Source organism: Streptomyces europaeiscabiei (assembly GCF_001550375.1).
Classification (GTDB): domain Bacteria; phylum Actinomycetota; class Actinomycetes; order Streptomycetales; family Streptomycetaceae; genus Streptomyces; species Streptomyces europaeiscabiei.
Genome location: NZ_LRTR01000688.1, coordinates 80,503 through 93,189, shown reverse-complemented (window position 1 = coordinate 93,189; position 12,687 = coordinate 80,503). Strand labels below are relative to the sequence as shown.

Below are 12,687 nucleotides of genomic sequence, written 5' to 3'. Positions count from 1 at the left end.
GTACCCTCGGCCGCCCCCTCTGGTGATCGACGCAGGTCGCGGCTCGGCCCACCGACCGGATCATCCGAGGGGGACAACAGTCCCCCGGGGGTGAGCCGGGGGACTGCGTCGCATTCAGCAGGTCGGGTTGGTCTGCGTGAGGAGACCGAGCCGCCACGGGAGGGTGTTGTAGTCACCGCCCGCGTTGGGGTTCATGCCCTGGTAGAGGTACTGGAGTCGGCAGGCGGGGATGGTCATTGTCTGGTCGTAGCCGGCACGGATCATCTCGCCGTGACTGATGTCCCTGGTCCAGGACCCGGACGGGAAGGTGACGTTGTTCGACTTGGCGAAGGGGTTGCTCTCGGAGGCGGCCAGTTGTGTCCAGGAGCCCGCGAGGTTGCTCGTCGTCCAAGAACGGAAATAGCGTCGGCCGTCCGAACCTATGGCCTCGACGAGGAGCAGATACTGATTGGAGCCCTGCACCTTGTACACGTTGCTCGCCTCGAACATGGCGTATTTGGAGTCCTGAGCGGCGATGACGGTGTTGGTGAAGCCGTTGGGGAACTGGCCGACGGTGGTCTGGGACCGGTAGAGGTGTCCGTTGTCGTCGGAGGAGAACAGGTAGCAGTTGGCGCTGTCGCAGATCACCCACATGTCGACCCAGTGGCCGTTGCCGATGTTCTGCCTGATGATGTCGGGCATCGACGAGTAGAAGTTGCGCGGGGCGCTCCACCCGTTCGGGTTGCTGATGTCGGGGTTCGTGGAGTACGACGCGTTGCCGGTCTGGTACACGAGGTACCACAGGCGTTGGGGCGCGTTGTAGAAGACCTGGGGCGCGGCCCGGTACCCGCGTCCGATGGCACTGCGGTCCAGATAGTGGTGCGTGGCCGAGCCGGCCTGGGACCAGTCACTGAAGTTCAGGTACACCAGGTTGTAGCCGGAGGCGCTGGCGGTGCTGGCGAACACGTGGTACTTGCCGTTGTACTGGACGACCGTCGGATCCTTGATACCGGCGATGTTGTGGGTGGCGTCCGACTTCGGTGAGATCAGCGTTCCGCTGGAGCTCCAGGAGAAGCGGGAGGGCAGCGCGGCGGCGGACCCGGGCGAACGCGAGTCAGCCGGCCGGGTGTCGGCGGGCCGGGCGTCAGCCCGCTTCGTCGCGGCCGTACCGCCCATCGTGGTGAGCGTCGACTGGTAGGCCGCCTTCTTGTTGCCGTTGCGGTCGAACAGCAGGGGGTTCTCCCCCTGGCGCCAGGAGTCGCTGTCGCGGATGCCCCAGACGGTGATGCCGGTGCAGCGCGACACGTTCATACAGGCCCTGACCGTGTTCGCGTACGCGGACGTCGGTGCCTGTGCGATGTCCAGCTCGGTGATCTGTACGTCCACGCCGAGGGCGGCGAAGCTCGACAGCGTCGTCTGGAAGCTGGCGGGCGGACCGCCGGCGCCGAAGTGGGACTGGAGGCCGACGCAGTCGATGGGCACGCCGCGGGCCTTGAAGTCGCGCACCATGCGGTAGACGCCCTGGGTCTTGGCGGCGTTCCAGTCCTCGATGTTGTAGTCGTTGTAGCAGAGCTTGGCGGCCGGGTCGGCCGTCCGGGCCGTGCGGAACGCCGTCTCGAGGAAGCCGTTGCCCAGCACGTCCCGGAAGACCGAGCTGCGCAGCTGGCCGCTGCCGCCGTCGGCGAAGGCCTCGTTGACCACGTCCCAGGAGTGGATCCGGCCCTTGTAGCGGTTCATCACCGTGGTGATGTGGTTGTTCATCACGCCGCGCAGCGTGTTCGCGTCCCTGATCGAGCCGACCCAGCCGGGCAGTTGGGAGTGCCAGACCAGCGTGTGGCCCCGCATGCGCTGACCGCGGGCCGCCGCGCGGTTCATGATCTGGTCGGCGGCGCCGAAGGTGAACTGTCCGCGGGATCGCTCGGTCGCGTCCCACTTCATCTCGTTCTCGGCTGTCACCGAGTTGAACTCGCGGTCCAGGATGCCGGTGTACGTGCCGTCACCGAGCTTTCCCGCGGCCACCGCTGTCCCGAAGTAGCGTCCGGACTGGGCGGCTTGCGCGCCGAGTGTGGACGCCCGGACGGCGTCGGGCGCGTCGGGCGCGGCTGTCGCGGCCCCTGGCGTGATCAGGGCGGCCACGGCCAGCAGGGATAACACCGAGGCTCGGCGAAGGCCGAGCCGTTTCAGCGGGTTCATGGTTCTCCTCGTACGGTTGGCGGGGGGTTGGGTGGTGCGATCGGTGGGGTCGGTCAGGGCGTGGACAGCTCGAACCGCGGGAAGCGGACCGCGCCGCCGAGTGCCTGGGTGGCGTGGTTGAAGAGGGCGAATCGGTAGCCCATGAAGAACCGCCAGTCGTTGCCCATGGAGAAGGAGGGGCCGAGGCGGGTGAAGTTGATGCCGTCGACGCTGTAGGAGAAGGTTCCGGGGCGGGCCGCGCCGGGGCGGATGTCCGCGGTCGCGCGCAGCCGGACGCGGCTGCCGGTCACGTTCGCGCTCGCGACCTCGGTGCCGGTGCCGGTGGTGTTCCAGTTGCCGTCCATGGTCAGCCCGTTGACCATCACCACCCGCGTCACGCCACCGTCGCGTTTGACACCGATCCAGGCCGAGGAGTCACGCAGCAGCGCGAGTCCGGCCCGGTCGCCGTCCCGCATGGCCGAGAAGTCGAGCTCGACGGTGGCTGTGGAGGTCGGCCCCTGGATGCGGTGGGTGAGCGTGTTGCGGGCCCAGTACAGGTCGTTGGTGACGGTCGCGGTCCGCAGGGTCAGTCCGTTGCCGACCGACCACTTGGTGTTGTCCGGGTTGTGGTTCCACTCCCACTTCGGCTTGAGGGCGGTGCCGTCGAAGGTGTCGACACCGATCATGGGGGTGACCTGGCGGGGTGGAGTGGGCACGGTCGGGCTGGGATACGAGGTGCCCCAGGCGCCGTTCACGAGTTGCACGACGGGCCAGCCGTCCGCGGTCCAGGTGATCGGCGCCAGGGCGGGCACCCTGCCGCCGGGGTACGCGTCCACGAAGGCCAGGTAGTACCAGGCGCCGCTCTGCGTCTGCACCAGCCCTCCCTGGTGCGGGACTCCACCGCCGGGGATCGGGCCGCGCAGGTCGAGCAGGACCTGCCGCAGTGTGTACGGACCGAAGGGGCCGCTCGACGACTTCAGGATGTACTGGCCGTTGGCCGGACGGGTCAGGAAGATGTAGTACTGCCCGTTGATCTTGTAGAAGCGGGAGCCCTCCAGGGTGCCGACACTCGATGGAGTGTTGAACACCTGCTGCGTGCGGACCTGGGTGCGGCCGTCGCGCGAGAGCTGGGCCACGCTGATGGTGGTGTTTCCGTACGCCACGTACAGGGTGTCGTCGCTGTCGACGAGCAACCCGGCGTCGTAGTACGGCGTGCCGATCGTGGTGAGTCTGCTCCACGGTCCCTCGACCGCGGTGGCGGTGTGGATGTAGGTCCTGGCGAAGTCGATCTGGCCGAGCCAGTAGAACGTCCCGTTGCTCGGGCGGTAGGCCAGCGACGACGCCCAGATGCCCCGGACGTAGCCGCGGCCACCGTTGAGGTCGTACTTGGCGCCGAAGTCGAGGGTCGGTACCGAATGGCCGGCGATCTCCCAGTTCACCAGGTCGTACGAGCGCAGGACGGGGGCGCCGGGCGAGTAGTGCATCGTGGAGGCCGAGGCGTAATAGGTGCCGCCGACGCGGATCACGTCGATATCCGCGAAGTCCTGCCAGATGACCGGGTTGGTGTACTCCGCGAGGGCCGGGCCTCGGGCGAAACCGGAGGCCGCGGCGCTCCGGGACGCTCCCGCCAGGGGGAGGGATGCGCTCGTCACCAGACCGGTGGCTGCGGCCAGCACTCGACGGCGACCCGGGTGCTGATGAGGGCATGACATATTCATGTCGTTCTCCTTGAGCGTCCGGGCCGTTGTGGGTGGCGCGTGTAACCGGCTGTGAGTCTCACGGGTCTCACGGCCGAGGAATGGGTGCTGTGCCGACGTGCATCGCGCGGGGGACTGCTTCTGGCGGCGTGCAGTGGCCGGGCCTGTCCACCTTGGTCGGGGTTCCCGGACGCCTGTCGACACATCGAGCAATCTGGATGATAGAAGGCCGGTGAGCCCCGTCAATACCTCTCGCATGATTCGCTCTCCAAACCGAAATGTTTCGCCATTCGGGCGGGCTCCGAACGGTCGTGCACCGATGGAGTCTTGGGGGACCACAGGTGTGGCCCTGCCCTCCACGGTGAGGGACCGCTGCGGCCCGCTCCTCTGCGGACGTTCCGCGGAGGCAGGTCGATGCAGGTCATGCCGTGAATTCCCGGTCCGCGTCACCTTGTTCCCGCTCGAACCGTGACCGGCGCGTACGGATGGGCCGACCGGTCCGTGCGCCCTCTCGGGTGCGGTAGTTCCGCAGTCAACGAGTCGCAAGAGGTTGACATGTTGGGCTGTCCCTCTATGATCCGGGACTGTCCGAGGATCCCGAATGGCGTTTCGATGCCACGAACGCGCCCTGGCGGGGACCCGCATCTCCATCGCGACCGCAGCGCGATTGCCCGGTCCCGAAGCACGTCCTCATGAGCTTGCGCATCTCGCACGTGGACCTCTGTCCGCACATGGCAATGTGCCAAAAAGGGGAGTTGCATGATGACCAGGACAAGATCCCTCTTATGGCCCGCACTGGTCGCGGTGCTGCTCGTCCTGACCATGGGAGGCACGGCACTGGCCGGCGGCCACGCCGGAAGCGCCCCGCCCGCGGCCTCCGGCGCGGCTGCCGCGGCCTCCGGCACCGCTGCCGCGACCCCCGGCTGCGGCAAGGCACCCACCCTGACGAGCGGTACCCACACCATCCAGAGCGGCGGCAAGAACCGGAGCTTCATCCTGCGGATCCCGGACGGATACGACCGAAACCGCGCCTACCGGCTGGTCTTCGGGTTCCACTGGCTGGGCGGCACCTCCACCGACGTCGCCACGGGCCGCACCGTGGAAACGGGCACCTGGGCCTACTACGGGCTCCAGCGACTGGCGAACAACAGCGCCATCTTCGTCGCGCCCCAGGGCCTCAACAACGGCTGGGCCAACGCCGGCGGTGAGGACGTCACCCTCGTGGACGGCATTCTCAGGCGGATCGAGGACGACCTGTGCGTCGACACGACGCAGCGCTTCGCTCTGGGATTCAGCTACGGTGCCGCCATGTCGTACGCGCTCGCGTGTTCCCGGGCGACGGTCTTCCGCGCGGTGGCGGTGCAGAGCGGCGGGCAGCTCAGCGGATGCAGCGGCGGCACCCAGCCCATCGCCTACCTCGGGGTGCACGGCCTTCGGGACAGCGTCCTCGGCATCTCCGGCGGACGGACGATGCGGGACAGGTTCGTCAGGAACAACGGCTGTACCGCCCAGAACCCGCCCGAGCCGACGCAGGGCAGCCTGACGCACCGGGTCACCACCTACTCGGGGTGCTCGGCCGGGCATCCGGTCGCCTGGGCCGCGTTCGACGAGGGGCACATCGCCGCTCCGCAGGACGGGGCCGGCGGTGACAGCGGCTCCAGGACCTGGCTGCCGACAGAGGTGTGGAAGTTCTTCACGCAGTTCCAGAACTCCACTCCGTCACCGGGGACTTCGCTCTGCCGTGTCAGTCACACCGTCAGCGGTTGGAACACCGGGCTGACCTCGAACATCACCCTCACCAACACCGGTACCACTCCGATCGACGGCTGGTCCCTGGCCTTCACCCTGCCAGGCGGCCAGACCATCACCTCCGCCTGGAACGCCGACTACTCGCCCGCGTCCGGCCGGGTGACGGCCAGGAACGTCTCCCACAACGCCACCATCGCTCCGGGCGCGTCCGTCGACATCGGCTTCCAGGCCTCCCACACCGGCGATACCGCCTCGCCGACCTCGTACACACTCAACGGCACGGCCTGCGCCGTCGCGGGGAGTTCGGTGAAGTGATCAGGAGGCCCGGCCAAGCGCGGAAGCGAAGCCCGCGTACGTCGGGAGGATGAGACACGGACCCGGCTCGACGGCACGCCGCCCGGCCGGAGGCGTGGGAGCCGCCGACGCCTCCATCGGGCCGGTCGGCGCTGTGCCGGCGCTCCTGTCCGGTGTGCTTCCTGCCGTAACAGGCCCGGAAGCCGCATGTGCCGGGACGGCGCACACGGCCAGGAGCGCGGGGCACATTCGGGGCCGCCTCACGACACGGTACAGACGGTCCCGGTCAGGCCTGACCTGCCGGCCCGCCCGCCGGGCGCGGCGAAGACGCCGCTGCAGGAGCCCTGGAATCCGACGGTCTGGCTGTCTCCGGGGGAGATGCTCGCGTTGTACGTCAGGCCGCTCGCCGTGACTTGTCCCGAGGAGGGGAGAGGGATGCGTTCCAGTCCAATGTCCGGGGCGCATCGGCCATGCACGGTTGCCCGGGGGACCGTCAGGCGGCCCGGGTCCGCCTTGCGGATGGCCTGATCCGGCCCGTCGGCGGGGGCGGCCCGGCTGGTCGGCGCGGTGATTGTCTCGGCGGCCACCGGTGCCGTGGCCTTCGTCGAGCGCCTGCCCGACGGCCTGGAGGCGATGGTCGGACACCGAGGCTCCCCTAGCTCGTCGCCGCCGCCGCGGCGGCGGCCGTCCACTGGGCCGTATCCTCTCCGACTGCGGGGACGGAGACCGTGCGTGGCCGCCACAGTGCGTGAGGACATGCCCGGTAGGGAGCACTGGCAGATCATCGCCGTGTGACACTTCGGTGCTGCCGCGCCGGTCCACCGAGCACCGCCTGTCGGGCGGAGTCCCACGTCCTGATCACGGCCGGAGACATCCCCGGGTCACCCGGGCCCGGGGATGTCTCCGCGGCACACGCCCGTCCCCGCCTGTCGCGGCCGGTTGAGCGGGATGCGCAGCGGCGGGATGCTGGAGGCAGCGCCCGTGACGGGTGAGCAGCGCCGCGCTGAACCTGCGGCAGGAACGACGTCGGTACACGCCCATGGACAACGAGCCCGACCCGACCACACGAGCGGGGAGAAGAGCCGCACCCGACGACTTCGCGGTTGTCATCGACGCGCGCGGAGCCGTCATGGTGTGGAGCGCGGGCGCCGTCAGGCTGCTCGGCTACGGGCCCGAGGACGTGGTGGGCAGGCCGGCCTCCGGCCTGCTCGCCGCGAGGCTGCCCGTCGCGATGCGGCCGTATCTGGCCGCCGGGGAACCGTGGACGAGCGATGTGGTGCTGCGGAACCGGGATGGAGACCGTGTCACCGTGCGGCTCCGGGGCACACCACTGGCGGACGCGCGCGGCAGGACGCACTGGGTGGTCACCCCGGCGGCGGTGACGTACCCCTCCGGGCCGACCGATGCGAAGGCGGCTGAGCTGTGGGACCTCGCGCTCGCGCAGCTCCCGCTGCCCGTGGCCATCTACGACAGCGAGGCGCGGTTCGTCACCTGCAACCAGGTCATGACCCAGGCCATGGGGCTGAGACCGGACGAGATGCGAGGGCGGACGCTGTGGGAGATCTATCCCACCCCGCCCCTGGACGAGATCGACCGTCTTCAGCACCAGGTGGTGCGCACCGGCGAGATGATCTTCCGCGAGGAGCAGCCGTTTCGAGCCTCCGGCGAAGTCCGCGATCACGCGTGGTCGCTGTTCCTCTCCCCGCTGAAGAACCCGGCGGGCGGGGTGCTGGGGGTGTCGGCGTTGGTGATCGACATCACCGAGCAGTACTGGGCCCGGCGCCGTCTGGCAGTGCTGAACGACGCCGGCGCGCGCATCGGCAGCACGCTCGACGTGACCCGCACAGCCGAGGAGCTGGCCGAGGTCGCGGTGACGGGGTTCGCCGACTTCGCCACCGTCGACCTGCTGGAATCGGTCGTCCAGGGACACGAACCGCAACCGATCCCGCCCGCCACGCAGGTGGTCTGCCGCCGTGTCGCGCAACGCTCGGTGCTCCCTGGGTGCCCCGAATCCGTGGTCCCCGCGGGCGGCACCGACGTCTACCCTCCCGGCTCACCACCGGCCCAGGTCCTGATCACCGGCAGGGGAACCCACTACCGCGCGGGCGACCCGCTGCTGCGTGCGTGGTCGACGGCCTCCCCGCCCCGCGCCGAGAGCATACGGCGATTCAAGATCCATTCGGTGATGATGGTGCCACTGCTCGCACGGGGGGTCACGCTCGGCGTCCTACACCTCATGCGGCATCGGACCGCGGACGTCTTCGGCCCGGACGATCTGGTGCTCGCCGAGGAGATCGCCGCGAGGGCCGCGCTGAGCATCGACAACGCCCGCCGCTTCACCCGCGAACGCCGCACCGCGCTCACCCTCCAGCGCAGCCTGCTGCCCGAGCGGCTGCCAGAAGTGGCGGCCATGGACCTCGCCCACCGCTATCTCCCCGCGGGCCCGGGGGACGAGATCGGCGGGGACTGGTTCGACGTGATCTCGTTGTCCGGGGGACGGGTCGCGCTGGCCGTGGGTGACGTGGTGGGACACGGTGTGCACGCCTCGGCCACGATGGGCCGTCTGCGCTCCGCGGTACGGACCCTCGCCGACGCCGATTTCGCGCCCGACGAACTGCTCACCCGGCTGGACGACCTGGTCATCCGCCTCGACCGGGAGGAAGGCCCGGATGCGCGGCGGCAGGCGGAAGGGGCCTCGGGAGAGGTCGGGGCCACCTGCCTGTACGCCGTCTACGACCCCGTCGCCGGCCGGTGCGACCTGGCACGGGCCGGGCACCCGCCACCCGTCCTGGTGACCTCCGACGGCACGGTACAGGTCCTGGACCTGCCCGCCGGGCCACCGCTCGGCCTGGGCGGACTGCCCTTCGAGGCCGCCCGGATCGACATGGCCGAGGACAGTCTGCTCGCTCTCTACACCGACGGTCTGATCGAGGCCCCGGGCCGCGACATCGACGTCGGGCTGGAGCTGCTGTGTGAAGCACTGCACCGCCCCGCAGCCAACCTGGAGGAAGTCTGCGAGGAGGTGATGCGCAAGGTGCGGCCCGACCCCCCTGCCGACGACATCGTCCTGCTCCTGGCCCGCACCCGCAGGCTCGGCGCCGACCAGGTACGCACCTGGCAGCTCCCCGTCGATCCCGCGGCCGTCGCCGGCGCCCGCCGGATGGCGGGCGAACAGCTGGCCACCTGGGGGCTGGCCGAGCTGGGGTTCGCCACCGAGCTGATCGTCAGCGAGCTGGTCACCAACGCCGTCCGATACGGCGACGCCCCCATCCAGCTGCGGCTCATCCGCGCCGACTCGCTCATCTGCGAAGTCTCCGACGGCAGCGGCACCGCCCCGCACCTGCGGCGGGCCCGGGTCTTCGACGAGGGCGGCCGCGGACTGCTCCTCGTCGCCCAGGTCGCCGAGCGCTGGGGCAGCCGCCAGACCTCCGTCGGCAAGACGATCTGGGCGGAGCAGCCCCTGCCGGACGAGCGTCCGCGTGAGCGCGGCGGACAGGACGGGACGAGCGGCTGACGCACACCCGGCGACGCCCACCGCTCTCCTCGACCCGGGCTCTGACCGCCACGGTCGCGGCCGCTGAGGTCCGGTCCGTGGCCGCGCAGGTCAGTTCCCGCCGGACGGCGGGTGAATACGTTTCCTCCCACGCCCGTGGAACGGGATGAACGAGGAGGCGCCCTGTGAAGGAAAGCCAGTTCGATACGTGCGTGATCGGAGCGGGACCTGCCGGGCTGGCGGTCGCCAGGGCCCTGGCGGAGCGGAATCTGCCGTACACGCATCTTGAGCGGAACACCGGTCCCGGCGGTATCTGGGACATCGAGAATCCCGGTGGTCCGATGTACGAGTCGGCCCACTTCATTTCCAGCAGGACCCTGTCCGGCTTCGGCGGCTTCCCGATGCCCGACCACTTCGCGGACTACCCGCCCCACCGGCAGATCCTGTCGTACCTGCGGTCCTTCGCCGACGCCTACAAGCGGACGGACCGCATCGAGTTCGGCGTCGAGGTCGAGAACGTGGAGAAGAACACGGACGGCACCTGGACGGTCACCCGGGCCGACGGGCGGGAGAGCGTGCACGGGCAGGTCGTCGTCCGTACGGGCTCGCAGTGGCACCCCAACATCCCCGAACTGCCGGGGGAGTTCAGTGGGGATGTCCGGCACACCGTCGGCTATCGCAGCGCGGAGGAACTGCGCGGCAAGCGGGTCCTGGTCGTGGGCGCGGGCAACTCCGGCTGCGACATAGCCTGCGACGCCGCCCGGACCGCGGACCGGTCCGGACGCTGCCTTCAGCGAGGCGAATCCATGCCTGGATGAGCACTCCGAGAAGGTCGTCGTCACCCCCCGACTCCTTCGATGCGGCCCACGACGGTGCCCGGGGCGCAACTCACCTTTCACCTTTGACACGGGAGCAGTTGTCAAGGCCTGGGGATGGGAGCCGCGCCGACCCAGCGGTGGTAGGCGTCCACGTCCACGTTGCTGCCGCACACGATGGTGACGACATGTCGGCCGGCGAAGCGGTCACGGTCCTCGAGGATCGCCGCGATGCCGAGCGCGGCCGACGGTTCCACGACGAGGCCGGCATGGTCGAGGAGCATCCGCATACCGGCGATGATCGACGCCTCCTGGACCAGGACGGCGTCGTCAGCGACCAGGAGGAGGTCGTCCAGGACGGCCGGGATGGGACACCGGCCGGCGACGCCGTCAGCGATGGTGTCGGTCGAATCAGTGGTGACGACACGCCGCCTGCGCCACGAGTGTGTCATCGCCGGTGCACCCAGCGGCTGGACGCAGATCACCTCGACCTCGGGTGCCGATGCCTTCACCACATGACCCACGCCGGTGGCCAGCGCCCCGCCGCCGAGAGCAATCAGGACGGTGTCGAACGACGGCGCGCTGTCCACCAGTTCCAGGCCGATGGTCGCCGCGCCCTCGCAGGTCTCGATGTCCAGGCTGTCTTCGACCAGCCGGATGCCGTCGTACCGTGCGATGGCCGCCGCCCGCTCGCGAGCCATCTCGTGGTCGCCGTCCACCAGTTCCAGCCTGGCGTCCAAAGCGCGGATGCGATCGAGCTTGGCCCGAGTCGCAAAGCGGGATGCCACGACGGTGACGTCGAGCCCCCGGCCGCGACCGGACCAGGCGAGGGCCTGGCCGAGGTTGCCCGCGCTGGCGCACACCACGGCTCGCGGGGCATCGCCGGCGAGCAGGCTCGCGACGACCTCGGTGCCGCGGGCCTTGAAGCTGCGGACCGGGTTCGCCGTTTCGAGCTTGATGCTCACCGTGCACCCGAGGTCGGGCTCCAGCGCCTCGCAGCGATACAGCGGAGTGGCGAGGAAAACAGGGTCGATTACCCGGCGGGCCGCCCGGATCCGAGCTAGGTCGAGGCGCGTCTCGTGCACGACACACCAGCGTAGTGCCGCCGGCGTCGCTCCATCGAGCGCTTGTCAATTCCTGCTGTTCGGTCGAGGTTGATCAGGCTGCGTGGGACTCGGGTTGTTCGACCAGACCCTGCGGACGGTGACACCGAAGCCATGGCGATATGTATGAGGGCGCGAGTAAGTCGAGGAAATCCATGCGCTGAACTGCGGGCCTTTCCCAGTCGGCCAGTTCGCCGTGACGCCGGGCTATGGGGATGCCGGGCCAGGACAAGGCGGAGGAGCACGAGAACATTCGTCGAGTGGCCCTGCCATATGCGGAGGCGTGCGTGCGGGTCCCCGCTGAGCCGCCACGGTCGAACGGCTCACGAAGGCCGACCCGACCGTTTCGTGGATCACGGATGAGTCAGACTCGGAGCACTACGCCGTGCCTATGCAGGACCCGGGGGGCAACGAGTTCTGCGCCATCTGAACGCCGTGTCGACCGTGCCGGTCGCCGCCGCCGCTGACACGGTCGCTCTGTACGCGCGGTGCGGTGGAGTCGAATCGCCTGGTACATGTCCGGCGTGGTCGCCGGGGTGGCCGGCCCGCCGGGGGCCCGTAAGCGGGACATGGCCTGGGGGAAGACCGGGGCGTCGCCAGTCTCATCGGGAGTGATACGGATTCCCGCAACCTCCGGCGTGGATTCGCCTGCCGATTCCCACCCGAAATCCCCCGCGGAATCCCTGGTGAAGAGGCTCACCGTGCCTGCTAGTCTTCGGCGTCTTGTCGCACACTTGTGCGCACACATCACGCCACTCGTCGCATCAGTCCCGTGGGGGGATCCTGTCATGACCCAGTCAGCTCCGCCGCCGTCCGACGGCAACCCGTTCGCCCAGCAGCCCGCCGCCGGCAACCCTTACGCCCAGCAGCCCACTGACGGCAACCCCTACGCCCAGCAGCCCGGTGCCGCCCTGCCGCCCCCGGCCCCGTTCGCACCCGCGGCCGCGCCGGCCCGCAACAACCTCGCCCTGGGCCTGGTCGTCGCCGTCGTCGTGGCTCTGGTCACCGCTGGTGTCTACGGCGGGATCGTCGGCGCGACCGAGTACGAGATCGGCTACGCGGCCGTCGGCGTCGGCTTCCTCATCGGCTTCGCGGCGGGCAGGATCGGTGGCACCAACCCGGTCCTGCCCGTGGTCAGCGCCCTGCTGTCACTCGGCGCGGTCTACCTCGGCCAGCTCATCGGAATCGCGATGATGAGCGCCGACGAGGTCGGCGTCTCCGCGACCACGCTGTTCATCGAGGACTTCGATGCGCTGACCGAGTACTGGAGCGAGACGGCCGACGCCATGACCTTCCTGTTTCTCGCCATCGGTGCGTTCACCGCGTTCTCCGGTGCGAGAAAGGCCGCCCGGTAACAACGCGGGTGTCGCGTGAGTACGCAACCC

The 12,687-nt window shown here is 69.6% G+C and carries 7 protein-coding genes and 1 pseudogene; 4 read left to right on the top strand and 4 right to left on the bottom strand.

Annotated features, from left to right (window positions below; translation table 11 throughout):
- Positions 1-114: 114 nt before the first annotated feature.
- Complete coding sequence (locus tag AWZ10_RS34530) at positions 115-2,172, bottom strand: glycoside hydrolase (RefSeq protein WP_046705347.1); 2,058 nt, start codon at positions 2,170-2,172, stop codon at positions 115-117.
- Positions 2,173-2,225: 53 nt separating this feature from the next.
- Complete coding sequence (locus tag AWZ10_RS34525) at positions 2,226-3,863, bottom strand: glycoside hydrolase family 43 protein (RefSeq protein ID WP_107084532.1); 1,638 nt, start codon at positions 3,861-3,863, stop codon at positions 2,226-2,228.
- Positions 3,864-4,607: 744 nt separating this feature from the next.
- On the opposite strand from AWZ10_RS34525, the gene AWZ10_RS34520 reads away from it, so the two are divergent.
- The gene (locus tag AWZ10_RS34520) at positions 4,608-5,912 is read left to right on the top strand and encodes a CE1 family esterase (protein WP_244172639.1); all 1,305 of its coding nucleotides are present in this window, start codon (positions 4,608-4,610) and stop codon (positions 5,910-5,912) included.
- 239 nt (positions 5,913-6,151) lie between these two features.
- Here AWZ10_RS34520 and AWZ10_RS55940 read toward each other — a convergent pair whose 3' ends face one another.
- Positions 6,152-6,478 carry a cellulose binding domain-containing protein gene (locus AWZ10_RS55940; protein WP_060892973.1) on the bottom strand — a complete coding sequence of 109 codons (327 nt, stop codon included), beginning with the start codon at positions 6,476-6,478 and terminating at the stop codon, positions 6,152-6,154.
- 452 nt (positions 6,479-6,930) lie between these two features.
- Here AWZ10_RS55940 and AWZ10_RS34510 point away from each other — a divergent pair, with 452 nt between their 5' ends.
- Both AWZ10_RS34510 and AWZ10_RS34505 read left to right on the top strand, forming a co-directional pair.
- On the top strand, positions 6,931-9,405 hold the full coding sequence (locus AWZ10_RS34510; protein WP_046705355.1) for a SpoIIE family protein phosphatase: 2,475 nt from the start codon (positions 6,931-6,933) through the stop codon (positions 9,403-9,405).
- 164 nt (positions 9,406-9,569) lie between these two features.
- Positions 9,570-10,184, top strand: a pseudogene (locus AWZ10_RS34505) (flavin-containing monooxygenase); the annotation flags it as partial.
- 119 nt (positions 10,185-10,303) lie between these two features.
- Here AWZ10_RS34505 and AWZ10_RS34500 read toward each other — a convergent pair.
- The gene (locus tag AWZ10_RS34500; RefSeq protein WP_060892972.1) at positions 10,304-11,284 is read right to left on the bottom strand and encodes a threonine ammonia-lyase; all 981 of its coding nucleotides are present in this window, start codon (positions 11,282-11,284) and stop codon (positions 10,304-10,306) included.
- 806 nt (positions 11,285-12,090) lie between these two features.
- On the opposite strand from AWZ10_RS34500, the gene AWZ10_RS34495 reads away from it, so the two are divergent.
- The gene (locus tag AWZ10_RS34495) at positions 12,091-12,657 is read left to right on the top strand and encodes a hypothetical protein (protein WP_046705343.1); all 567 of its coding nucleotides are present in this window, start codon (positions 12,091-12,093) and stop codon (positions 12,655-12,657) included.
- Positions 12,658-12,687: the final 30 nt, after the last annotated feature.

Bases quoted from the DNA above. Each gene is read 5' to 3' on its own strand.
- AWZ10_RS34510 (WP_046705355.1), top strand. From the start codon at position 6,931: ATGGACAACGAGCCCGACCCGACCACACGAGCGGGGAGAAGAGCCGCA.
- AWZ10_RS34495 (WP_046705343.1), top strand. From the start codon at position 12,091: ATGACCCAGTCAGCTCCGCCGCCGTCCGACGGCAACCCGTTCGCCCAG.
- AWZ10_RS34520 (WP_244172639.1), top strand. From the start codon at position 4,608: ATGATGACCAGGACAAGATCCCTCTTATGGCCCGCACTGGTCGCGGTG.
- AWZ10_RS34530 (WP_046705347.1), bottom strand. From the start codon at position 2,172: ATGAACCCGCTGAAACGGCTCGGCCTTCGCCGAGCCTCGGTGTTATCC.
- AWZ10_RS34525 (WP_107084532.1), bottom strand. From the start codon at position 3,863: ATGTCATGCCCTCATCAGCACCCGGGTCGCCGTCGAGTGCTGGCCGCA.